Source organism: Rhodoferax koreense, from assembly GCF_001955695.1.
Classification (GTDB): domain Bacteria; phylum Pseudomonadota; class Gammaproteobacteria; order Burkholderiales; family Burkholderiaceae_C; genus Rhodoferax_B; species Rhodoferax_B koreensis.
On record NZ_CP019236.1, the window covers coordinates 1006744 to 1028342 of the forward strand.

The 21599-nt window shown below is 67.2% G+C and carries 23 protein-coding genes; 4 read left to right on the plus strand and 19 right to left on the minus strand.

The annotated features are described in order from the left end of the window. Positions 1 to 77: 77 nt before the first annotated feature. The 7 genes from RD110_RS04765 to RD110_RS04795 all read right to left on the minus strand — a co-directional run bounded on the left by RD110_RS04765 (position 78) and on the right by RD110_RS04795 (position 6036). Positions 78 to 956 carry a PhzF family phenazine biosynthesis protein gene (locus RD110_RS04765; RefSeq protein ID WP_076197197.1) on the minus strand — a complete coding sequence of 293 codons (879 nt, stop codon included), beginning with the start codon at positions 954 to 956 and terminating at the stop codon, positions 78 to 80. A gap of 11 nt (positions 957 to 967) precedes the next feature. Then, positions 968 to 1927, minus strand: coding sequence for a PhzF family phenazine biosynthesis protein (locus RD110_RS04770; protein WP_076197199.1), 960 nt, complete (start codon positions 1925 to 1927; stop codon positions 968 to 970). A 51-nt stretch (positions 1928 to 1978) separates the two neighbouring features. Next, positions 1979 to 2599 (minus strand): glutathione S-transferase family protein, encoded by a 621-nt coding sequence (locus tag RD110_RS04775; RefSeq protein ID WP_076204389.1) that lies wholly within the window; start codon positions 2597 to 2599, stop codon positions 1979 to 1981. Positions 2600 to 2611: 12 nt separating this feature from the next. Next, the gene (locus RD110_RS04780) at positions 2612 to 3814 is read right to left on the minus strand and encodes an aminotransferase-like domain-containing protein (protein ID WP_076197201.1); all 1203 of its coding nucleotides are present in this window, start codon (positions 3812 to 3814) and stop codon (positions 2612 to 2614) included. Positions 3815 to 3875: 61 nt separating this feature from the next. After that, positions 3876 to 4487 (minus strand): LysE family translocator, encoded by a 612-nt coding sequence (locus RD110_RS04785; RefSeq protein ID WP_076197203.1) that lies wholly within the window; start codon positions 4485 to 4487, stop codon positions 3876 to 3878. Next, positions 4484 to 5401 (minus strand): DMT family transporter, encoded by a 918-nt coding sequence (locus tag RD110_RS04790; RefSeq protein ID WP_083686630.1) that lies wholly within the window; start codon positions 5399 to 5401, stop codon positions 4484 to 4486. Before RD110_RS04790 ends, RD110_RS04785 begins: the two co-directional genes overlap by 4 nt. A 35-nt stretch (positions 5402 to 5436) precedes the next feature. Continuing rightward, a complete protein-coding gene (locus RD110_RS04795) occupies positions 5437 to 6036 on the minus strand; it encodes a LysE family translocator (RefSeq protein WP_076197208.1) in 600 nt (199 codons plus the stop codon). A 144-nt stretch (positions 6037 to 6180) separates the two neighbouring features. Here RD110_RS04795 and RD110_RS04800 point away from each other — a divergent pair, with 144 nt between their 5' ends. Further along, on the plus strand, positions 6181 to 7593 hold the full coding sequence (locus tag RD110_RS04800) for an aminotransferase-like domain-containing protein (RefSeq protein WP_076197210.1): 1413 nt from the start codon (positions 6181 to 6183) through the stop codon (positions 7591 to 7593). A gap of 569 nt (positions 7594 to 8162) precedes the next feature. On the opposite strand, the gene RD110_RS04810 is transcribed toward RD110_RS04800, so the two are convergent. The 12 genes from RD110_RS04810 to flgB all read right to left on the minus strand — a co-directional run bounded on the left by RD110_RS04810 (position 8163) and on the right by flgB (position 19806). Continuing rightward, positions 8163 to 9410, minus strand: a complete 1248-nt coding sequence (locus RD110_RS04810; protein ID WP_076197212.1) for an HDOD domain-containing protein — start codon at positions 9408 to 9410, stop codon at positions 8163 to 8165. A gap of 13 nt (positions 9411 to 9423) precedes the next feature. Further along, a complete protein-coding gene (flgL, locus tag RD110_RS04815) occupies positions 9424 to 10635 on the minus strand; it encodes a flagellar hook-associated protein FlgL (RefSeq protein WP_076197214.1) in 1212 nt (403 codons plus the stop codon). 12 nt (positions 10636 to 10647) lie between these two features. Beyond that, positions 10648 to 12609, minus strand: coding sequence for a flagellar hook-associated protein FlgK (gene flgK / locus RD110_RS04820; RefSeq protein WP_076197216.1), 1962 nt, complete (start codon positions 12607 to 12609; stop codon positions 10648 to 10650). Positions 12610 to 12636: 27 nt separating this feature from the next. Next, positions 12637 to 13506, minus strand: a complete 870-nt coding sequence (gene flgJ / locus RD110_RS04825) for a flagellar assembly peptidoglycan hydrolase FlgJ (RefSeq protein WP_076197218.1) — start codon at positions 13504 to 13506, stop codon at positions 12637 to 12639. Beyond that, positions 13507 to 14610, minus strand: a complete 1104-nt coding sequence (locus tag RD110_RS04830) for a flagellar basal body P-ring protein FlgI (RefSeq protein WP_239467254.1) — start codon at positions 14608 to 14610, stop codon at positions 13507 to 13509. It abuts the gene before it with no gap. A gap of 88 nt (positions 14611 to 14698) precedes the next feature. After that, on the minus strand, positions 14699 to 15409 hold the full coding sequence (locus tag RD110_RS04835) for a flagellar basal body L-ring protein FlgH (RefSeq protein ID WP_076197222.1): 711 nt from the start codon (positions 15407 to 15409) through the stop codon (positions 14699 to 14701). 26 nt (positions 15410 to 15435) lie between these two features. Then, the gene (flgG, locus tag RD110_RS04840; RefSeq protein WP_076197224.1) at positions 15436 to 16218 is read right to left on the minus strand and encodes a flagellar basal-body rod protein FlgG; all 783 of its coding nucleotides are present in this window, start codon (positions 16216 to 16218) and stop codon (positions 15436 to 15438) included. 12 nt (positions 16219 to 16230) lie between these two features. Continuing rightward, a complete protein-coding gene (gene flgF / locus RD110_RS04845; protein WP_076197226.1) occupies positions 16231 to 16971 on the minus strand; it encodes a flagellar basal-body rod protein FlgF in 741 nt (246 codons plus the stop codon). A 40-nt stretch (positions 16972 to 17011) separates the two neighbouring features. After that, positions 17012 to 18268 (minus strand): flagellar hook protein FlgE, encoded by a 1257-nt coding sequence (gene flgE / locus RD110_RS04850; protein ID WP_076197228.1) that lies wholly within the window; start codon positions 18266 to 18268, stop codon positions 17012 to 17014. A gap of 20 nt (positions 18269 to 18288) precedes the next feature. Continuing rightward, on the minus strand, positions 18289 to 18942 hold the full coding sequence (locus RD110_RS04855) for a flagellar hook assembly protein FlgD (protein WP_076197230.1): 654 nt from the start codon (positions 18940 to 18942) through the stop codon (positions 18289 to 18291). A gap of 39 nt (positions 18943 to 18981) precedes the next feature. Next, positions 18982 to 19386: a flagellar basal body rod protein FlgC gene (flgC, locus tag RD110_RS04860; RefSeq protein ID WP_076197232.1), complete on the minus strand. Its 405-nt coding sequence runs from the start codon at positions 19384 to 19386 to the stop codon at positions 18982 to 18984. Between the two features lie 9 nt (positions 19387 to 19395). Continuing rightward, a complete protein-coding gene (gene flgB, locus RD110_RS04865) occupies positions 19396 to 19806 on the minus strand; it encodes a flagellar basal body rod protein FlgB (protein ID WP_076197234.1) in 411 nt (136 codons plus the stop codon). A 215-nt stretch (positions 19807 to 20021) separates the two neighbouring features. On the opposite strand from flgB, the gene flgA reads away from it, so the two are divergent. From flgA to RD110_RS04880, 3 genes are all read left to right on the plus strand, one after another. Then, a complete protein-coding gene (flgA, locus tag RD110_RS04870; RefSeq protein ID WP_076197236.1) occupies positions 20022 to 20738 on the plus strand; it encodes a flagellar basal body P-ring formation chaperone FlgA in 717 nt (238 codons plus the stop codon). A gap of 99 nt (positions 20739 to 20837) precedes the next feature. Further along, positions 20838 to 21164, plus strand: coding sequence for a flagellar biosynthesis anti-sigma factor FlgM (gene flgM / locus RD110_RS04875; protein ID WP_076197238.1), 327 nt, complete (start codon positions 20838 to 20840; stop codon positions 21162 to 21164). A 28-nt stretch (positions 21165 to 21192) separates the two neighbouring features. After that, positions 21193 to 21573: a hypothetical protein gene (locus tag RD110_RS04880; RefSeq protein ID WP_076197240.1), complete on the plus strand. Its 381-nt coding sequence runs from the start codon at positions 21193 to 21195 to the stop codon at positions 21571 to 21573. The last annotated feature ends 26 nt before the right edge of the window (positions 21574 to 21599 follow it).

Consider the following 21599-nt stretch of genomic DNA (forward strand, 5'->3'; position numbering starts at 1 on the left):
TGTTCGACCGAAGCCCGGATGCCCGGCTTGCGGGTCTGGCCGACACGGCGGCGGCGCCCTGGCCTGCGCGTCGGCCGCTACAGCAGCACGGTGCCGTCGATGCAGGTGACCGACTCGCCGCCCACCCAGACCTGGCCCGTGGCGTCGCTGCTGATGAAGACGCGGCCCGACCGGCCCAGGCGCGTGCCCTGTGCGGCGAGATAGTGGGCGGGCGCATGGCCGTCATGGATGAGCCACTGCGCAAGGCTCGCGTTCAGGCTGCCCGTCACCGGGTCTTCGGGCACGTCCACGGCCGCGGCGAAGGCGCGCACTTCGAACTGCGGTGCGTCCGGCGCCGGGCTGGCGCCATGCGGGCCGGCCACACCGACGGTGACGCCGATGCGTTTCAGCGCCGCATGATCCGGCTCGATGCGCAGCACGGTCTCGGCGCTGTCCAGCAGCAGGCCGAGCCAGGGCAGGCCGTTGTCCAGGGTTTGCGCGGCGACGAGGTGCCGGGCTTCGAGCCCCAAGGCTTCGGCTACCTGGGCCAGCACGCCCCCATCGGGGGTATTGCGCTGCAGGGGCGGTGCCGCAAAAAACAGCCGCCCGCCGGTCTGCCGGACCTTCACCAGGCCTACCTCGCATTCCTGCACCACGACGCCCGGTGTCCGGGGCTGGCCGCCGGCTCGCAGCCAGGCGTGGCAGCTGCCCAGGGTGGGATGGCCGGCAAAGCGCAGTTCGCTCAAAGGGTCGAAGATGCGCACCCGGTAATCGGCACCGGCCTCCCGCCCGGCCTCGCTCGGAGGCAGAACGAAGGTGGTTTCTGAAAGATGGGTCCAGTTGGCGAAGCGCTGCATCTGCGCCTGGCTCAGCCCTTCGCCGTCGAGCACCACCGCCAGCGGATTGCCGCGGTAGGCGGCGCTGGCAAACACGTCGACCTGCTGAAATCGGCGCGGCAGGTGCTGCGACGCGGGCATGGCCGGGCTGGCTACAGCAGCACCGTGCCGTCGATGCAGGTGACGGATTCGCCGCCCACCCACACCTGGCCTTGTGCGTCGGTGGTGACGAACACCCGGCCGGCGCGTTCCAGGCAGGTGCCCTGCGCGGCGAGGTAGTTCGCCGGCGCGTGGCCCTCTGCGATCAACCACTGGGCCAGGCTGGCGTTGAGGCTGCCGGTCACCGGGTCTTCGAGGATGCCCACCGGCGCGGCGAAAGCGCGCACTTCGAGGTTCGGCGCGGCTTCGTCATCGGCGGCGGGCGCTGGCGAGGGGCTGTTGCCGAACGCGCGAGCCTCGCGGTTCGACCGGCTGATCAGCGCCGAGCCCTGCTCATCCGCGTAGAACGCTGCGACGCCGACTTTCAGGCCAAGGCTCTTCAGTTCGAGCTGGTTCGGCTTGAGCTGCAGCACGGTGTGTGGATCGTCGAGCAGCAGGCCGAGCCAGGCCGTGCCGTTGTCGAGCATCTGCGCGGCGATGATCTGCTGCGATTTCAAGCCCAGCGCCGCCGCGATCTGCGCCAGTTGCATGGCACCCGGGGCCGTACGTTTCAGGGGCGGTGCGGCGAACGAAAGCCGGGTGTCGTTGCGCCGAACCGCCACCAGCCCCACCGCACATTCCTGCACCACCCGTTGCGTTGCCCGCGGCCGGCCGCCGGCCTGCAGCCAGGCGTGGCAACTGCCGAGCGTGGGATGGCCGGCGAAGCGCATCTCGCCGCCGGGCGTGAAGATGCGCACGCGGTAGTCGGCGCCGCCGGCCCGGCCCTCGGGCGTGGGCGGCAGCAGGAAGGTGGTTTCCGACAGGTTGGTCCAGTTGGCGAAGCGCAGCATCTGCGCATCGCTCAGGCCCTCGCCGTCGAGCACCACCGCCAGCGGATTGCCGAAGTAGGCTTGGCCGGAGAAAACGTCGACCTGCTTGAAGGGACGTTGGCGGGGTGGGGTGGAGGAGTCCATTGTGTCAATTTGCGCTTCGACAAGCTCAGCGCGAACGGGAGTGGATAGGGATCAGCTCAACGCTTGGTCCAGCACACCCAGCGCGCCGGGGCGCGCCAGGATCTCGGCGTACCAGCGCGCGATGTTCGGGCGCGGCACCTGGGGCTGGGGCAGGTTGGTCCAGCGGTGGATTTCGCAGGCGACAGGGATGTCGGCCATGGTGAAACGGTCGCCGGCGAGGTAGGCCTGGCGGCCGAGGTGGGCGTCCAGGATGGCCATCAGCGGTTCGGTCTCGGCGTTCGAGGCGTCGATCCAGTCCTGGTGGCGCTGTTCGGGGGCGACCCGCACCAGCTGCACGAAGGCGTGCCGGCCGGCGGGGTTGAGCGTGGTCTGCTGCCAATCCATCCATTGCTCGGCCACGAAGCGCTCGCCCAGCGACTCAGGGTAGAAGTTGCCTGGCGAATATTTCGCGCACAGGTAACGCACGATCACGTTCGATTCCCACAGCGTGACCTCGCCGTCCTCGAGCAGCGGCACCATGGCGTTCGGGTTCTTGGCCATGAATTCGGGCTCGAGCACGATGCCGAAATGACCACCCGCGTCGGTGCGCTGCATGGTCAGGCCGAGCTCCTGCACGGTCCAGACCACTTTGCGGACATTGATGGAGCTCATGCGCCCCCAGAGATGCAACATTTCCGACATTCCTTAGATTTCCAGCGGGGCGATTTCCTTCGCCGGCTGGTGTTCACGGATGGCTTCGGCCAGCGCCTTGATGCCGGTGTTGATCTGCTCGACGCTGGCCGTGACGAAGGACAGGCGCAGCGTGCGCTGATCGGCGTTGTCGGCATAAAACGCCGCACCGGGCACGAAGGCCACGTTCTTTTCCACGGCCTTGGGTAGCAGGCTGATGGCTTCCAGGCCTTCGGGCAGACGCGCCCAGATGAACATGCCGCCGTCGGGCGAGTTCCAGGCGGTGCCTTCGGGCATTTCGCGCTTGAGTGCGGCCAGCATGGCGTCGCGCTGGGTCTTGTACAGCGAACGGATGGTCGGCACGTGGCGGTCCAGGAAATGGCCCTTCATGACTTCGGCGACGATGCGCTGGTTGAAGCCCGGCGTGTGCAGGTCGGCCGCCTGCTTGGCCTGCAGCAGTTTGGGCATGATGGCCTTGGGCGCGACGATGTAGCCCAGGCGCAGGCCCGGGGCCAGCACCTTGGAGAACGAACCCATGTAGAGGCAGCCCTCGGGGTTGCGCGAGGTCAGCGACGGCGCGGGCGGCGTGTCGAACCACAGGTCGCCGTAGGGGTTGTCTTCGACCAGCGGCAGATTCAGCTCCGCCGCGCGTTGGGACAAGGCGGCGCGGCGGGCTTCGCTCATGGTGCGGCCGGTCGGGTTCTGGAAGTTGGGCAACACGTAGAGGAAACGCGCGCCCTCGGCTTTGCGGACGAGGTCGTCGATGTCCACGCCTTCGTCGTCGCAGGCCACGCCCACCACGTTCGGCTCCATCGGCGCAAAGGCCTGGATCGCGCCGAGGTAGGTCGGGGTCTCCACCAGGATCTTGCTGTCCTTGTCGATCAGCACCTTGCCGATCAGGTCGAGCGCCTGCTGCGAACCGGTGGTGATCAGCACTTGCGCCGGATCGACTTCCCAGGGCAGCAGGTCGGCCACGGCCTGGCGCAGCGGCGCGTAGCCTTCGCTCGCGGCGTACTGCAGCGCAGCCTGGCCGTCTTCGCGCAGCACCTTGTCGCAGGCGGTGCGGAACGGCTCGATCGGGAAGGTCTTGGGCGATGGCAGGCCGCCGGCAAAGCTGATGATGCCGGGCTTTTCCGTGACCTTCAGGATTTCGCGGATCACGGAAGGGTTCATCTTCTCGGCGCGGCCGGCCAGCTTCCACGGGGTCGTCGTACTCATGCTTTTTCTCCGATAGCGGCCAGCGAGGCCCTTGTTAAAAATCGTTCGGTCATGGATTGTCTCAGGCCTTGAACAACGGGATCAGCGAGGCGACCAGCGCCAGTGCCGCCACGGTGTTGAAAACGCGCAGAAACCGCGGCTCGCGCAGATAGCGGCGCATGGCGCTGCCGAACACGGCCCAGGAGCCGGTGCTGGGCAGGTTGATCAGGCCCATCACCAGCGTGAGCAGCAGCAACTGCCACACCGAGTGGTCGGCCGGCAGGTAGGTGGTGACCGCGCCCAGCGCCATCACCCAGGCCTTGGGATTGACCCACTGGAACGCGGCCGCGGCGAAGAAGCCCATGGGCCTGGCACCGACGCCTGCGGTGCCGCCCGCCTGTGCTGCCGGCGCGCCGCTGTGCAGGATCTTCCACGCCAGGAACAGCATGTAGGCGCCGCCGAGGTAACGCAGCACGGTGTACAGCCAGGGCAGCTGCAGGAACAGCTGGCCGAGCCCCAGGCCCATGAGCAGCACCATGAAACAGAAACCCGAGGTGATGCCGACCATGTGGCGCAGCGAGCGGATCCAGCCGAAGTTCACCCCCGAGGCCAGCATCATGGTGTTGTTGGGGCCGGGCGTGATCGAGCTGACCAGGGCGAAGAGGCAGAAAGCCAGCCAGTTCTCGGCGCTCATGGCTTCGCCTTTTGCTGGACGGCCGTCGCCGTGGTGGCCTGCGATTTGCCGACGAACACGATGGCGATCACCGCCAGGCCGAAGCCCACGGTGACCAGGTCCAGCGATTCGCCGAGCAGCGGCACGGCGAACAGCATGCTGAGGAACGGCTGCACCAGCTGCACCTGGCTCACCCGCACCGTGCCGCCCAGCGCCAGGCCGCGGTACCAGGCGAAAAAGCCCAGCCACATCGAGAACACCGCCACATAGGCAAAGCCCCACCAGGCCGTGGTGCGCACCGGCACGGTGGGCCAGCTGAACCAGGCCGCGGGCAGCGTGGCCGGCAGCGAAATCACCAGCGCCCAGCAGATCACGTGTTCCGCGCGCATGTGCTGCGACAGCCGACCGCCGTAGCCATACCCCATGGCGCCGAACAGCATGGCCAACAGCAGCAACCCGTCGGCCGCGGAAATGCGCAGCCCGTCACCCGACCGCAGCATGGCGAAGGCCACCACCAGTGCGCTGCCGAGCGCGGCGCACAGCCAGAAGCCCGTGGACGGCCGCTGCCGGTGCAGCAGCGCGCCTACACCGGCCGTGGCCAGCGGCAACACGCCGACGATCACGCTCGCGTGCACCGCCTCGACATGGCGCATCGCCACCGAAGTCAACAGCGGAAAACCGAACACCACACCAGCGGCGGTGAGCGCCAGCGGCAGCCAGTCTGCACGCTTGGGCAGCGGCGCTCGGGTGGACAGCAGGAACAGCACCGACAACCCGCCCGCCGCCGCGGCGCGGCCGAGCGCGATGAACAGCCCAGACATCTGCGGATCGGCTGGTGTGCCCACGGCCAGGCGCGTCATCGGCAGGGTCAGCGCGAAGATCACCACGCCGAGCAGGCCGAGCCACAGGCCCAGGCTTTCGTTGCGGCTCTGCATGGCGGACGGTGGCAGGGGCAGGGCGGGATGGGCGCTCATAGCTTCATGATCCACAAGGCGGTGACGAAGAGCACCAGCGCCATGGCGCGGTTGAACCACAACAACCGGTTGCCCTGGGCCAGCCACGCGCGCAGCAGCGAGCCGAGCAGCGCATAGGCGAGGTTGCTGAAGAAAGCATAGGCCAGCATCACCGGCAGAACGGTGGCAAAACGTTGCAGTGCGTCCTCGCGCCCGGCGATCCAGCCGGCCACGATGGCCAGCGCCAGCATCCACGCCTTGATGTTGACGAACTGCAGCGCCGCGCCCTGCCAGAAGCCGACGGACAGCCGCGAGGCGTCGGCCTCGGCCAGCCGCGACGAGCGCGCGAGTTTCCAGGCCAGCCACAGCAGGTAGGCCACGCCGACGATCTTCACCATCAGCCCGAGCAGCGGCACCGCCACCAGCAGCGCCCCCAGGCCGAGCGCGCACAGGCCGAGTACCACACCCCAGCCGAACGGCACCGCGCAGACGAAGGGCATGGCCCGGCGCAGGCCGTGGTTGGCCGCGAGCGCGGTGGACAGCGTGGTGTTCGGGCCGGGCGAAAAACTCATCGCGGTGGCCAGCGCCAGCAGGGCCGTGAATTCGGTGGGGTTCATGCGGTGGACGGGGGAGGGCTTGCCAGATGGCAAGGCACACTTTATTCTCGGGACCAGCACACGACCAATACACTTGATCGCGTCACTCGCCGATCTGTATCGGCTGACCTGCCGATACACCGTTCCAAGCAGAGGAGTTCCGTCATGTTGATGAAGGCCAATTCGCAGACCCTGGCCGAGCAGCTCGCCGCGCATTTCGCCGACCGCATCCGCAACTACCTGCTGGCCGGCGGGGCGCGTCTGCCTTCGGTGCGGCAATGTGCCGAGCAGCACCAGGTCAGCCCATCGACCGTGGTGGCGGCCTACGACCGGCTGCTGGCGCAGGGCCTGGTGGAGGCGCGCAAGAACCGCGGATTTTTTGTACGAGAAGTGGCCTCGGCACAGGACCATTCTGCGAGAGGTGCTATCGATTCAAGAGCGGAGGCGGCGCCGCTGATCCATCCGCCGATCAACGCCGCGGCGCTGATGCGCGGCATGTTCCACGGCATGAGCAGCAAGCCCCATCCCGGCGTGGGCGTGTTTCCTGCCGATTGGCTGGCCAACAGCTTTATGCCGGCGGCTGTGCGGCGCATCGCTGCGGGCAAGGCCGAGTTCTCCTTGCAATACGGCGAACCGGCCGGCGACCTCGGCCTGCGCCAGACGTTGTCGAAGAAATTGGTGGGGCTGAACATCCACGCCGCGCCGGAGCACATCATCACCACCGTCGGCGCCACGCATGCGCTCGATGTGGTGAGCCGCAGCCTGCTGCGCGCGGGCGACTACGTGATGGTCGAGGAGCCGGGCTGGGCCGTGGAATTCGCACGGCTCGACGCGCTGGGCATGCGCATCCTGCCGGTGCCGCGCCGCGCCGACGGGCCCGACCTGGCGGTGATGGCGCGCTACTGCGAATTGCACAAACCCAAGCTGTTCGTGAGCGTGAGCGTGTTCCACAACCCGACGGGTTACTGCCTCACGCCCGGCAGCGCGCACCGGGTGCTGACGCTGGCCAACCAGCACGACTTCCACATCGTCGAGGACGACACCTATGCCCACCTCGCGCCCGAACACGCCACGCGCCTGTGTGTGCTCGACGGCCTGCAGCGCACCATCTACGCCAGCGGCTTCTCCAAGATCCTCGCGCCGGGTTGGCGCATCGGCTACCTGGCCGCGCCGCCGGCACTGGTGGAGCGGCTGCTCGACACCAAGCTCGTGGCCACGCTGTCCACGCCCGCGCTGCTGGAAAAGGCGCTGGCCTGGTGCATCGACCAGGGCCAGTTGCGCCGGCACGCGGAACGTGTACGCGTCCGGCTCGACCAGGCGCGCACACGCAGCGTGAAACTGGCGGTGGCCGCGGGCTGCAGCTTCGCGGCGGAGCCGGCGGGGCTGTTCGGCTGGGTCGAGACCGGGGTGGACACGGATGCACTGGGCCAGCGGCTGCTGGATGAAGGCCATTTGATTGCGCCCGGGGCCTTGTTCCACGCGCAGCGGCGGCCGAGCACGCTGATGCGCATCAACTTCGCGACGACGCAGGAGCCGGGGTTCTGGAAGGTGTTCGAGCGGGTGCGCCGGGGGATGTAGTTGGCGCTGCTGGCCGGGTCTCGCCCCGGCGGGCGAGTACCTTTTCTTGTGCGCACAAGAAAAGGTACCAAAAGAAAGCGCCCCTGGTGTCTGCGACCCTGCGCTGGCGCTGCGGGCAACCTGCGCTGAAAGGCGTCGGCGGGGGTCTTGCTCGAACTCGCTGCGCTCAAACAGTCGCAAGCCCTGATCCCGCCGCCACCTCCCAGCGCAGGCGCATACACAAGGGGAAAGCCGGATTCAGCCTTCGCTGCGCTCGGCGGGGACAAAACAGCCAAATACCGGCGATGCGCAGCGAGCCGTGACGGTAGCGAGCGCAGCGAAGCGTCCGGTATCCCGGACCCCCGCCCTTGTGTATGCGCCGAGGAGCGGAAGGGCCAGCGGATCAGGGCCCGCGACTGTTTGAGCCGAAGGCGAGTTCGAGCGGGACCCCGCTGGAACTGAGCACCGCAGGTTGCCCGTAGCGCAGCGAAGGGACGCAGACACCAGGGTCGCCTTTCTTTTGCCTACGTTTCTTTGGCGAAGCAAAGAAAAGTAGGTCGCCCGCCGGGGCGAGACCCGGCCAGCAGCGCCTACCGAGAAGCAGGTTGGACCTTCAAAGTCACCAGCGTCCGCAACAACGCCCGGTTCGCGTCGTCGATCGGCAGGTTGTGCTTGCGGCACAGCGCGCGGATGGCCTTGGTGTCGTCCGTGGCCTGGGCGCAGGCGATCTCGAGCGACGAGGCATAGGGGCCGGCATGCTTCACCGTGGCGTCGTAGATCCGGTCGGACAGCGGGATGCGGCGCAGCACCGTGCCCAGCGGCTCGCCGAGCAGCAGGTCGAGTTGGGAAAACAGGCCGCAGAGGTAGATGTCGCGGCGCAGCGCGTCTTCGGTGCCGGCGTCGAGCAGGTGTTCCATGAGCCGCGCACGCAGCACCATGGCGGCCTTCACCGGGTGCAGGTTGTTGTCTTCGGAGGCCTGCGGCAACTGGGCCACGAGCCATTTGGCGAGCGACGCGTAGCCCAGCATCATCAGCCCGTGGCGCAGCGATTCGACGCCGGTGCGCACGCCGACGCCGGCCGAGTTCACATAGGCCAGGAAGCGGTAGGCCAGCACCGGTTCCTCGCTCAGCACGGCTTCGATCTGCTCCATCGACTGGTCGGCCTCCACGGCCTTGATCACGCGCATCATGGTGCGGTGCTCGGGCGCGATGGCCTGGTGGCGGTGGCTGTGCAGGATGTCCTCGTCGGGCCAGCCGAGCAGGGCATAGGCGTTCTGCTGGTCCAGGCAGTGCGCCATCAGCGCGCGGCTGGCCACGCCCTCGTAGATCTGGCCGGCCAGCACCGGGCTGCGGGTGGCGGCGGCCGAAGTAAGGCTGGAGACATCGCGTTGCGCCGCGCCGGCCTGCAGCGCGGCCAGCGCGCCCTGCGGCGACAGCGTGATCAGGCTCCTGACGAAACAGCGTGCCAGGTCGGCCTCGGGCGGCTGTTCGGCCGGGCCGCGCCAGACCAGGCGCAGCCCGCGCTGGTGGGCGGCGCGCACGCGTTGTGCCATGGCCGCGTCGGTGAGCCACTCCTGGCGCACTTCGATCCAGTGCGTGCCGTCGTTGGCCGGCGCGTGGTCGAGCATGTCGCACAGCAGCTGGCGCGACTGCATCGACAGCAGCAGCGGCGGCGTGGTCAGGGTGTCGAGTTCGGCCAGCGCGTCGAGCAGGTGGACCGCGTCGATCGCACCCTGCTGTCCGGCCTCGACGAAAAGCTGTACCCCGGCCAGGTCGCGGCGCTGGTTCCAGAGCGGGCGGTACCCGAGGGTGACGCTGCCGAGGACGGAAGAGGTCATGAAATCAGCTCGATTAACTCAGATAGTTGAACAGCGACAGTTTCTGGATCTGGGCATAGGACTGCAGCGCGGCCTGGTACCCGGTCTGCTGGTTGGCCTGATCGGACAGGGCCTTGATCATATCGAGATCTTCCGCTCTCGAGCGGTCGCCTTCGAGCTGCACGGCGCGCGTCTGCTGGCTGGCGTCGACGCGGTCGACCCGGTTCAGCAGGTCGCCGGCCAGGCCGCGCGAGGCCTGCAGCCGCGTCATGCCGGCGTCGATCTGGGTGAGCGCCTGGGTGATGCCGTGGGTCAGCGTGCCGACGTTGGGGCCGGCGTTCTTCAAACCGGCGATGGCCTTGTCGAGCACGGCGAATACGTCGGTCTTCACGCTCGGCGTGACGGCAAAGCTGTCGCCCGTCTTGGGCGCGCCCTTGATCACCATCGACATGCCGTCGAAGGCGATGGCCTGGCCCGAAGTGTAGGGCTGGCCGGTCGCCACCGCGGTGCCGGTGGTGGTGTTGGTGACGTCGTAGGTGGTGACGCCGGCCGCGTTCACGCTGAACTGGATGCTGTAGTTGTTGCCGGTGACCGCCGAGGGGTTGGTCACCTGGCCGAGGTCCGACCAGGCCGTGCCGGTGTTGGCCGCGCCGAAATCCACGGCGAACACGCCGTTGCCGGTGGGCACGCTCATCCAGGCGGCTTCGCCGTCCAGCGTGGGCGTGACCGAGACTTCGCCGTTGGGCCGCTGGCCCGGAATCGCCGCGTACTGCACACCGGTGGTGGCGTCCACGAAGGGGGGGGCGGCGCTGCCAAGGCCGCTGAACAGCGGAATGCCGTTGCTGTCGGTGCGGTTCGAATAGGTGAAGATCTGTTCGCGCAGCGAGGTCAGCTCCTGCACGATCGAGTTGCGGTCGGTGGCGTTGTAGGCGCCGTTGCCCGCGGCCACGAGCTTCTCGCGGAAGGCCTGCATGGCGTCGTTGGCCTCACCCAGGGTGGACTCGGCCTCGGTGATCGAGTTCTTCTGCATGGCCAGGGCGCGCTGGTCGGTGTCGACGCGGGCGATGCGGGTCTGCGCGCGTTCGGCCTGGGCCGCGGCGGTCGGGTCATCGCTCGGGCGCAGCACACGCTTGCCGGCGGTGATGTGCTCCTGCAGCGAGGACAGCGTGTTCTGCCGCGTGGTGAGGTTGCGCGTGGCGGTGTCGAAGGCGTTGTAGCTTCCCAGGCGGGCGAAGGTGGTGGCCATGTGGTTCTCCTGTTACCGCGCCATGTTCTGGATCAGCGTGTCGAAAATCGTCTGCGCGATCTGGATCATCTTCGACGAGGCCTGGTAAGCCTGCTGGTACTGGATCAGCTTGGCCGCTTCCTCGTCGAGGTTCACGCCCGTGACGGCCGTGCGGTCCGACTCGGCATTGGCCGCGATCGCCTGCGACACGCTGGAGGCGTATTGCGCGCTCTGGGTGCGCACGCCGATCTGCGCGATCAGGCCCGCGTAACCGTCGGCCATGTTGGCGCCGTCGAAGGTGGCGACGTCGCGCAGGCCCATCAGCGCATCGGAGTTGCCGGCGTTCAGGTTGAAGTAGCCGGTGCCGCCATTGGTCGGCGTGGCGTCCTGCACCTTGATCGAGTCGCCGGTGGCCGGCGTGCCCTGCAACTTGAGCTGCCAGCCGTCCACCGTGATGGTCTGGCCGGAGGTGTAGGTGTAGGGCGGGCCGGCGATGGCGTTGCCGGTGGCGGTGTCGACGGGGGCGCTGGCGTTGCCGGTCAACGTGAAGGTCGGTGGGCTGCCCGCGGTGAAGTCCAGCGTCACGCCGCCGGCCGGCGGCATCACAAAGCCCGCCGGCTTGGCGGCCAGGCTCACCACCGCCACGTTGCCCTTGTTGGCCGTGCCGATCTGCGGCTCGATGACGCTGGCCGCGGCCAGGTCGCGCGCCGAGGCGATCGCCGTGTTCATGCCCGAGGCTGCGTTGGCGAAAGGCTGGATCAGGAAGGTGTCGCCATTGGCCGCACCCGCGCCGACGGTGAAGGTCAGGCCGTCGATGTCCACCGGCACCGAGGTGACGGCCGTGGTCTGACCGTCCGACAGGCGCACGATGCTGCCGGTGCCCGCGCCCGTCATGCGCAGCTCGTAGTCCGAGGCCACCATCTTGGTCGCGTCCTTGACCGTCACGCCCACGGTGGCGGTGATCGGCAGGTGGGTCACGCTGTTGAGCGCCTGCGGCTTGCCGTCGGCCAGCGCCAGGGGCGTGAACAGGTTGCCGCCCTGCTGGCCGTCGAGGTCGAGGCCGAGCTTGTGCTGGTCGTTGACCTGGTTGGTGATGGCCAGCGCCATGCGGCCGAGCAGGTTGCCGGCTTCCACCAGGTCGTTGTTCTGGAAGCGCAGCAGGCCGGCCACTTCGCCGCCGCCGATGGTGTTTTCGTCGAGCACGTTGGTGGTGTTGCCGAGCTGCACGGCCAGTTTACGGTCCGGCACCCCGTAGTCGTCGGCGACCAGCTTGACGGAAGATGCGCTGCTGCCCAGCACCACCGCCTGGTTGCCGATGAACACGCTGAGGGTGCCGTCGCTGGCCGCGGCGGTGGTGGTCTGGGCGGATTTGTTCAGCTCGTTGATCAGCTGGTCGCGCTGGTCGAGCAGGTCGTTGGGAGCCTGGCCGGTGCCGGTGGCGCGCGCGATCTGCTCGTTGAGCGCGGCGATGCGCGAGGTCAGGCTGTTGATGTTGGCGGTGGCCTGCTGCAGTTGCTGGGTCACGCCGGACTTGATTTCGTCGAGCTGGTTGCTCGTGCTGCGAAAGCGCGCCGTGAGTTCGTTGGCGCGGGTCAGCACCACGTTGCGTGCGGTGAGGTCGGTGGGTGCGCTCGACACGTCGGAGAACGCGTTGAGCATGTCGTTCACCGCCGCGCCCAGGCCGGTCTTGCCGCTCTGGAAGATGTCCTGCAGCTGCGTGAGCTTGTCGGAGCGGGCCGTGTCGCCGGCCTGGATGGCCTGCGTCAGCGCCGCCTGCCGGGTCAGGAACTGGTTGTAGGTACGCTGCACGGTGACGATGTCCACACCCTTGCCGATGTAGCCGCCACCGCTGAACTGGCCGGGCGTGGCTTCGAGCACCACCGACTGGCGGCTGTAGCCCACGGTGTTCACGTTGGCGATGTTGTGGCCGGCCGTGGACAGCGCCGCCTGGTTGGCCAGCAGCGCGCGCGTGCCGAGGTTGAGAAGGCCGCTCATGCTTCCCTCCCGGTCATGCAGGGGTGTTTACGCATACGCCCGCCGCAGCTGTTCGGTGCGGTCGATCGCGCGGCTGAGCTTGCTGGCGTAATTGGGGTCGGTGGCGTAACCCGCGCGCTTGAGCTCGGAGGCAAAGGCCAGCGACGAACCGGTCTTCTTGCTGGCTTCGGCGTAGCGCGGGTTCTCGTTGATCAGCTTGGCGTAGTCCTGGAACGATTCCTCGTAGGAATCGTAGGCGCGGAACTTGGCGCTGACCTTGCGCGCCTCGCCGTTGACGTATTCGGTGGTGGTGACCGTGGTGGTCTTGCCGGTCCAGCCCGCGCCCGCCTTGATGCCGAACAGGTTGAACGAGGTGCTGCCGTCCTTGTTGCGGATTTCGCTCCGGCCCCAGCCGGTCTCGTGGCCCGCTTGGCCGAGCATGAAGCTGGCCGGGATGCCGCTGGTTTTCTCGACATTGGTGGCGGCTTCGTTGTGGCGCTGGATGAAGCTGGTCTGCGACGGCGTACCGGGCTTCACCGGAACTGCCGGGGCCGACGACGGCGCGCTCTTCGCACCGGCTTCGAGGCCGCCCACGGTCGTGCCGTCGGCCCGGGTGATCTGGCGCGACAGCTGGCGCTCGATGGCGGCGGAGAGGCCGCCGGGTTGGCCCGACATCGTGACCGACAGTTGCTGGTCGAGCAGGTCGGTGCTCATGTCGCCCGCGCTGCTGTCGAGCAGGCCCGACTTCTGCGTGGCCTCGCGCATGCTCTTGATGAGTTCGCGCATGAACAACGATTCGAGTTGCTTGGCGGTTTCCTTGATCGCCGCGGGCGTGTCCTGCCCGGCCTGGAACTTCAGCGCATTGAGCGACTTGCTGTCGGCCGCGAGTGCATTGGAGGTGACGGGAGAGAGCGCCATTTAGATCACCTCCAGTTCTGCGTTGAGTGCCCCTGCCGATTTGATCGCCTGCAGGATCGCCAGCAGGTCCTGCGGCGTCGCGCCCAGCGTGTTCAGCGCCCGCACCACGTCGGTCAGTTGCGGCGAGGCCTGCATCTGGATGACCTTGCCCGGCTCGTTCTTGATCTCGATGTCGCTCTTCTGCGCCACCACGGTCTGCCCGCCGGAGAGTGCATTCGGCTGGCTGATCACGGGGGTGGAGCTGATGCTGATCGACAGGTTGCCATGCGCGATGGCGCAGGGGCCGAGCGTCACGGCCTGGTTCAGCACCACCGAGCCGGTGCGTGAATTGATCACCACCTTGGCCGCAGGGATCGTGGCTTCGAGCGGCAGTTCCTCCAGATCGGCCAGGAAGTTGACCCGCGCGTTCGGATCGCGCGGCGCACGCACCTGCACCGTGCGGCCGTCGATGGCATTGGCCAGCCCGCTGCCGAGCTTGGTGTTGATCACGTTGGCCACGCGCCGCGCGGTCTGGTAGTCGGAGGAATTGAGCCCGAGGCTGATGAATTCGCCTTCCTGCAGCGGCGTGGGCACGGCACGTTCGACCTGCGCGCCTTCGGGAATGCGGCCGGCGCTCAGGTGGTTGATCTGTACCTTGCTGCCGCCAGCCGCCGCACCCGCGCCGGCCACCACCATGTTGCCCTGGGCCATGGCGTAGATCTCGCCGTCGGCGCCGCGCAGCGGCGTCACGATCAGCGTGCCGCCCTTGAGCGACTTGGCATTGCCCATCGAGGAGACGTTGACGTCGATCATCTGGCCGGGCTGGGCGAAGGCCGGGAGTTGGGCGGTGACGATCACCGCGGCCACGTTCTTCAGTTGCAGCGACGACGCCACGCTGGCCGGCAGCTGCACACCCATCTGCTGGAGGTAGTTGGCCAGGCTTTGCGTGGTGTAGGGCATCTGCGTGGTCTGGTCGCCGGTGCCGTCCAGGCCCACCACCAGGCCGTAGCCGGTCAACTGGTTGCTGCGCACGCCCTGCACGCCGGCGATTTCCTTGATGCGCAGCGCATGCGCCGGCAGGGTTATCAAAAATGAGAGCGCCACGCCCAGATGAATCAACCGCATCCAGGCCTTTTTGCTTGAAACATTGGTGTGGGCGGTCATGGTCGGCGGCTTTGGAAGTGGCAGGGGCAGACCTTGATTCTGCGCGGCCTCAGAACGGCAGAAGCGTCAAAAAGAACCGCGACAACCAGCCAATTGTCTGGGCCTCGTTCTGCGCGCCGCGGCCCTTGGATTCGACGCGCACGTTGGCCACCTGGGTCGAGCTCACCACGCTGTTGGCCTGGATCGCGCGCGGGTCCACCGTGCCGGTGAAACGCAGCACGTCCACGTTCTGGTTCACGCCGATCTGCTTCTCGCCGGCCACCACCAGATGCCCGTTGGGCAGGACTTCCACCACGGTGGTGGTGATCGCGCCGGAGAAGGTGTTGGCGCTTTCCGTGCCGCCCTTGCCCGAGAACGCATTGCTCGACGAGGCGCCCAGCCCGACCTTGCCCACCTGTGCCGCCGACAGGAACGGAAACGCGGTGATGTTGGCTTCGTTGGCCGCCGTGCGGTCGATGGTGGAAGTCGATTTCTGGCTCGCGCTCACGTTCTCGACGATCTGGATGGTCAGGCTGTCGCCGACCAGGCGCGGACGCCGGTCTTCGAAGGCCGGCCGGTACTTGGCCGAGGCGAACAGGCTGCCGCTGGGCGGTGTGCTGGCGGCTTGCGATGGCGCGATCGGCAAGGCGCGCGGCAGCGTGGACTCGGCGAAGTCGACCTGGGGCGCCTTCTGCAGCGTCTCGCAGCCGGTCAGCAGCAGGGCGGATGCCAGCAGCGTGGCCGAACACAGCCGGCAGTAAACGGAGGCGAGGGCGGTCATGGTGTCTCCAATCACTGGCGCCGGTATCAGAGCTGCGCCAGCTTCTGCAGCATCTGGTCGGAAGTCTGCACAGCCTTGGAATTCATCTCGTAGGCGCGCTGGGTCTGGATCATGGTGACCAGTTCCTGCACCACGTTGACGTTCGAGGTTTCCAGGAAGGACTGCATCACCGTGCCCATGCCGTTGGTGCCGGGCGTGCCGGTCTGCGGCTGGCCGGAGGCAGCGGTCTCGATGAACAGGTTCTGGCCGGTGGGCTCCAGGCCGGCCGGGTTGATGAAGTTGGCCAGCGCGATGTTGCCCACCGGCTGCGGCGCCGAGTTGCCCGGCAGCACCACGCTCACCGCGCCCGAGCTGCTGATGCTCACGCTCTGCGCCGTGATCGGGATGGTGATGCCGTTGGCCACCGTCATGCCGCTGGAGGTGACCAGCCGGCCCTGCGAGTCGACCTCGAACGAGCCGTCGCGGGTGTAGGCGATGCTGCCGTCGGGCTGGTTGATCTGGAAGAAGCCGTTGCCCTTGATCGCCACGTCCAGCGAATTGCCCGACTGCTGCAGGCTGCCCTGCGCGAACGAACGGCTGGTGGCCACGGTGCGCACGCCCAGGCCCAGGTGCAGGCCGGTGGGCAGTTGCGACTGTTCGGAGGTGTCGGCGCCCACCTGGCGCAGGTTCTGGTAGATCAGGTCCTCGAACACCGCGTTGGCCCGCTTGTAGCCCGTGGTGGATACGTTGGCCAGGTTGTGCGAGATGACGTCCAGCTGCGTCTGCTGGGCTTCCATGCCGGTCTTGGCGATCCAGAGGGAATTGATCATGATGTGCTTCCTTTATCCTTGCACGCCGAGCAACTGGCTCGCGGTCTTGTCATTGCTTTCTGCGGTCTGCAGCAGCTTCATCTGCGTCTCGAACTGGCGTGCGACCTGGATCATGCCGACCATGGTTTCCACCGCGTTCACGTTCGAGCCTTCGATCGCGCCGGGCAGCATCTTGGCGTTGGCGTCCTGCGGCAGGGCGTCGCCGGTGGTGCTGCGAAACAGGGCGTCGTCGCCGCGTTTCAGCGTCTGGTCGGCATTCGGCGTGACCATCTTCAGCCGGCCCAGGCGCGTCGGCCGCTGGCCTTCGATGGTGGCGTTGACGCTGCCGTCGTAACCGAAGGACACCTGCGCGCCCTGCGGCACGTCGATCGGCGCGCCGCCGTCGGAGAGCACCGGCAGGCCGCTGGCGTTGACCAGCTGGCCGGTGGCCGAGACCTCGAAGCTGCCGTTGCGGGTGTAGGCCTCGACGCCATCCAGCCCCTGCACCGCGAACCAGGCATTGCCCTGGGCCATGGCATCGAGCGCACGGTCGGTGCGCTGCACCGGACCGGAGCGTTCCAGGTAGCCGGCCGTGGCTTCGAGGGCGAACACACGGGTGCTCGCACCCGGCCCGTTCAGCGGCACCGAGCGGAACGTCGCCAGCTCGGCGCGGAAGCCGTTGGTGGAGACGTTGGCCAGGTTGTTGGACAACACGTCCTGCCGGTGCATGGCCGCGTTGGCACCGGTCATCGAGGTGTAGATGAGGTGGTCCATGGCGTGTTGTTCCTAGAGGGCTGACGTCAGCGCGTGGGCATCAGCGCAGATTGACCAGGGTGGACATCACCTGGTCTTGCGTCTTGATGGTCTGCGCGTTCGCCTGGTAGGCGCGCTGCGCGGTCATCATGTTCACCAGTTCGGCGGTCAGGTCGACGTTGGAGTCCTCCAGCGCGCCCGAGCGCAGTTCGCCGAAGTTGCCGTCGGTGGGCGTGCCGAGCACGGCCTGGCCGGACTCGAAGGTCTCGATCCAGTTGTTGCCGCCGATCGGTGCCAGGCCCTGCGTGTTGCGGAAATTGGCCAGCGCCACCTGGCCTTCTGCGCGCGTCACGCCGTTCGAATAACGGGTCTGGATCATCCCGTTGGCTTCGATGTTGATGCCTGTCAGCTCGCCCGCGGTGTAGCCGTCCTGCGTGAGATCGGAGACGGCGAACTTGGTGCCGTACTGCGTGATCTTGGACAGGTCGATCGTCACCGGAAACGCCGGCAGGTTGTTCGGGTTGGGCGGCGTGGGGTTGACCGTGAGCGAGAGGGCGGATCCGGCCACCGGCGCGCCGTTGTTGTCGAAGGCCAGGGAGCCGATCGGGCTGGCGACGACGGGCGGCACGGCGTTCGGGTCGTCCAGCGTGTCGTACACGTCCCAGGTGTTGGCGGTGGCCGTCTTCTGGAAATACAGGCTGACCGGCTTGGCCACGCCCTGGCTGTCGTAGACGTTGAGCGAGGTGCCGTAGGTGCCGCGCGGCGTGGCTGCGACCGGCGGGGTGGCGCTCGGGTTGCCGGCGGCGTCGGTGGTGCGCGCATCGAGGTTCAGCGAAGCCGTGATCTTGGTGGTCTGCTTGGCGGGGATCGGCTGGGCCGTGGGGAACACCAGCGGAATCGGGTCGGTGGAGGTGCGCAGGCCGGTGTCGGGGTCGATCGGATAGCCCATCACGCTGTCGGCGTTGTTGGTGATCAGCGCGCCGTCCTTGTCGAGCTTGAAGTTGCCGGCGCGGGTGTAGGCCGGCGTGCCATCGGTCTGCTGCAGCTTGAAGAAACCATTGCCGTTGATGGCCACGTCCAGGCTGTTGCCGGTGATGGCGAAGTTGGCCTGGGTGAACTGCTGGGAGATGGCGGCCACCTCGACGCCGATGCCGGCGTTCTTGCTGCCCGAGGTGCCCAGGTTGGAGGCCACCATTTCCGCGAATTCGGCGCGTGAGGACTTGAAGCCCGTGGTGTTGGCGTTGGCGATGTTGTGGCCGATCACGTCCAGGTTCTTGCTGGATGCATTCAAGCCGGAGAGGCCTTGTTGAAAACTCATGTGAACTCCTGGGGTGATGTTTAGAGAATGGCCTTGATGGCGCTGTAGGCCACCGATCCGCCTTTTTCGAGCTGCAGCTTGAGCGCGCCGTTTTCTGCGCCCACGGAAACCACTTTGTCCTGCGTCAGCGCGGTGGCATCGACCGCGGCCGTGGCGTTGTTGGCGATCACCTTGAAGTTCAAGGCACCGGTGCCGGTGTAGCCCGTGGTGTCGTATTCGAAGCTGTGCCGGCCCGCATCGAGCGAGCCGAGCTTGACCGTGCCGAGCACCGTGCCGCCGGTGGTGGACACCTGCACATTCACGTCGGCCGCGTTGCCCGCCAGGTCGAACGAGCCGGTGCCGGTCTTGGTGGTGCTGTCCACCGTCAGGGTGTTGCCTTCGGTCAGCACGCTGCGCCCGACCATCGCGCCGCCCTGCATCACCTGCAGCGAGGTGAACTGGTCGGACATGCCCTTGATCGTGGTGTTGAGCTGCTGGATGCCGGTGACGGTGTTGATCTGCGCGATCTGGGAGGTCATCTCGGCGTTGTCCAGCGGATTCATCGGGTCCTGGTTGTTGAGCTGCGCGACCAGCAGCTTGAGGAAGCGGTCCTGCGCGGCGGCCGGGTCGGAGGTCGAATTGTTGGTCGTGGCGGAGGTCGCACCCCAGGAGCCGTTGACGCCGGTGATTGCCATGGTGTAGTCCTTGAAAGCGGTTCTTGAGGCGGAATGGGCTTACTGGCCCATCTGCAGGGTCTTGAGCAGCAGCGTCTTGGCCGTGTTCATCACCTCGACGTTGTTCTGGTACGAGCGCGAGGCCGAGATCATGTTGACCATCTCATCCACCGCGTTGACGTTCGAATGCGTGACGTAACCCTCGGCGTCGGCATTGGGATGGTTCGGGTCCAGCACCTTGCGCCCGGGCAGGTCGCTTTCGGTGATGGCCTTCACGCGCACGCCGGCCGAGCTTTCGGCACCCATGAGTTCGGTCTGGAACACGACCTGGCGCGCCTTGTAGGCCTTGCCGTCCGGCCCGGCCACCGCGTCCACGTTGGCCAGGTTGGAGGCGACCACGTTGAGGCGCTGCGACTGCGCGCTGATGGCGCTGCCGGAGACGCCGAAGATGGAGAACATGGACATGGTGATTCCTTATTGCCCTTGGATGGCGGACAACATCGTCTTGGCTTGTCCATTGATGAAGCGCAGCGTGGCTTCGTAACGCACGGCGTTGTCGACGAAGTTGGCGCGTTCGCGGTCCAGGTCCACCGTGTTGTTGTCCAGGTTGGGCTGGCTCTGCACGCTGTAGCCGAGCTGCTGCGAGCCGCTGCCCGACAGGTTCGGGCTCGGCACGTCCATGTGCCGGCTGTCGGTCTTGTTCGTGGCCATGCCGGCGTCGCGATTGAGCGCCGCGCCCATCGCGTCCTTGAAGTTGAAGTCGCGCGCCACGTAGCCGGGGGTGTCGACGTTGGCGATGTTGCTGGCGATGGCGCGCTGGCGCTCGGCGCGCAGCACCAGGGCCTTGCTCTGGAAGTCCAGGCCTCCGACCATTTTGTCCAACATGCGACACCTCGCTTTCCGATGAGTGGCCACGGGAGCCAGGACGGCCCGGGTGGTGCGCAAATTATGAAAAAACTGAAGCCTGGCGATGTGGCGAAGAAACGGGTGATCACCACGCAGTTCCGTCGTTCGCGGCCGGGCTGGCTGCCTATAGTTGCGGCATCGTGCAGGACGGGGCCCGTGCCCCATCGGCCTTCCTGGGCGAACCTGGAGGTTTTATGCAGATCCGATTCGCCCCTAGCCGTCTCCTGGTCTCCCTGGCGGTGCTGGCTTGCGCCGCCCAGGCGCAGGTCGATCCCAGCCAGGCCTATGCCGATTCCGCCCGGAAATGGCTGGACGACACGGTGGCCAACGCCACCGCCGGCAGCAACAACCCGCTGCGCATGGAGGTGAGCGTCGGCGCGCTGGATTCCCGCCTGCGCCTGGCGCCGTGTGCGCGCGTCGAGCCCTTCCTGCCGCCCGGCACGCGGCTCTGGGGCCGCAGCCGCATCGGCCTGCGCTGCGTCGACGGCGCGACGCGCTGGAGCGTGTTCCTGCCGGTCACGGTCAAGGCCTTCGGACCGGCATGGGTCGCGCGCGCGCCGGTGGCCGCCGGTGCGGTGCTGGGGCCGGACGATGCCGCGCAGGCCGAGGTCGACTGGGCCGAAGAAGCTTCACCCGTGCTGGCCAATGCCGATATCTGGGTGGGGCAGATGGCCGCGCGCAACTGGGCGCCGGGCCAGACGATCCGCCAATCGATGGTGAAGGCCGCCACGGTGTTCCAGGCCGGCGCGCAGATCCGCGTGCTGGCGGAAGGGCCAGGTTTCCAGGTCGCCTCCGACGGCCAGGCCATGACGGCCGGTGTGATCGGACAGCCGGCGCGGGTGCGCATGGACAACGGCCGGGTGATGTCGGGCACGGTGTTGGATGCACGCACCGTCCGGCTGGAAATGTGATTGAAACAACGCTGTTACCGCAATTAGGATTAAAGTTGGGACGAAATTGGTCGAAAGCATTGCTACGATGCCCCGGTTTCAGGGCGGATGGAGAGAGCGATGAAGATTGGACAGACCCCCGAATTGCCGGTTGCCGGCACACCGGCGCCCCCCAAAAAGGCGGGGCCGGAGCAACAGACTGCGCCCGCAAGCCTGGCCAAGGAAGGTGTGCGCGCGTCGACCGCTGGGGCGTCCGTCTCGGTTTCGAAGCTGGCACGGGCACTGGACCCGACCGACCGGGCTGTGGGCGGCGACTTCGACAGCAAGAAGGTCGAGGCCATCCGTTCGGCCATCGAGGACGGCAGCTACAAGGTGAATCCCGAAGCCATTGCCGACAAACTCTTGTCCAACGCCAGCGAAATGCTCAACGTGACGCGCGGTTATTGACCGTTTCAGATTTTTCCGGAGTCTCCCCATGGCCCAGCCGATCCAGTTCGATTCCAGCCTGACCGAAGTCGAGCAACTGCTGGACCAGGTCTCGGCATCGTTGCTGGCCGGCGACGCGCGCGCGCTGGAAGCCCATAGCCAATCGCTGCGTGATGCAATGCTGGCGCTCTCCAGCATGGCCGCTTCGCAAAAGGCCGTGTTGTTCGCCAACCCCACCATGCAACACCGTGTGGCCGCGGTATCGACGCGGCTGGCGCAGCAGCGCGAAGGCTTGGCCCGCCGCGCCGTGGTGGTGAACCGCGCGCTGGCCACTGTTCTGCCGCAGTCCGACGCCGCCACGTATGCGGGCCGTGGCGCACCGGCTTACCGCAACAGTGCGGCGCGCATCTACGCCAACGCGGCGACCTGAAACGCTCATTTCCATGAAAAATGGCC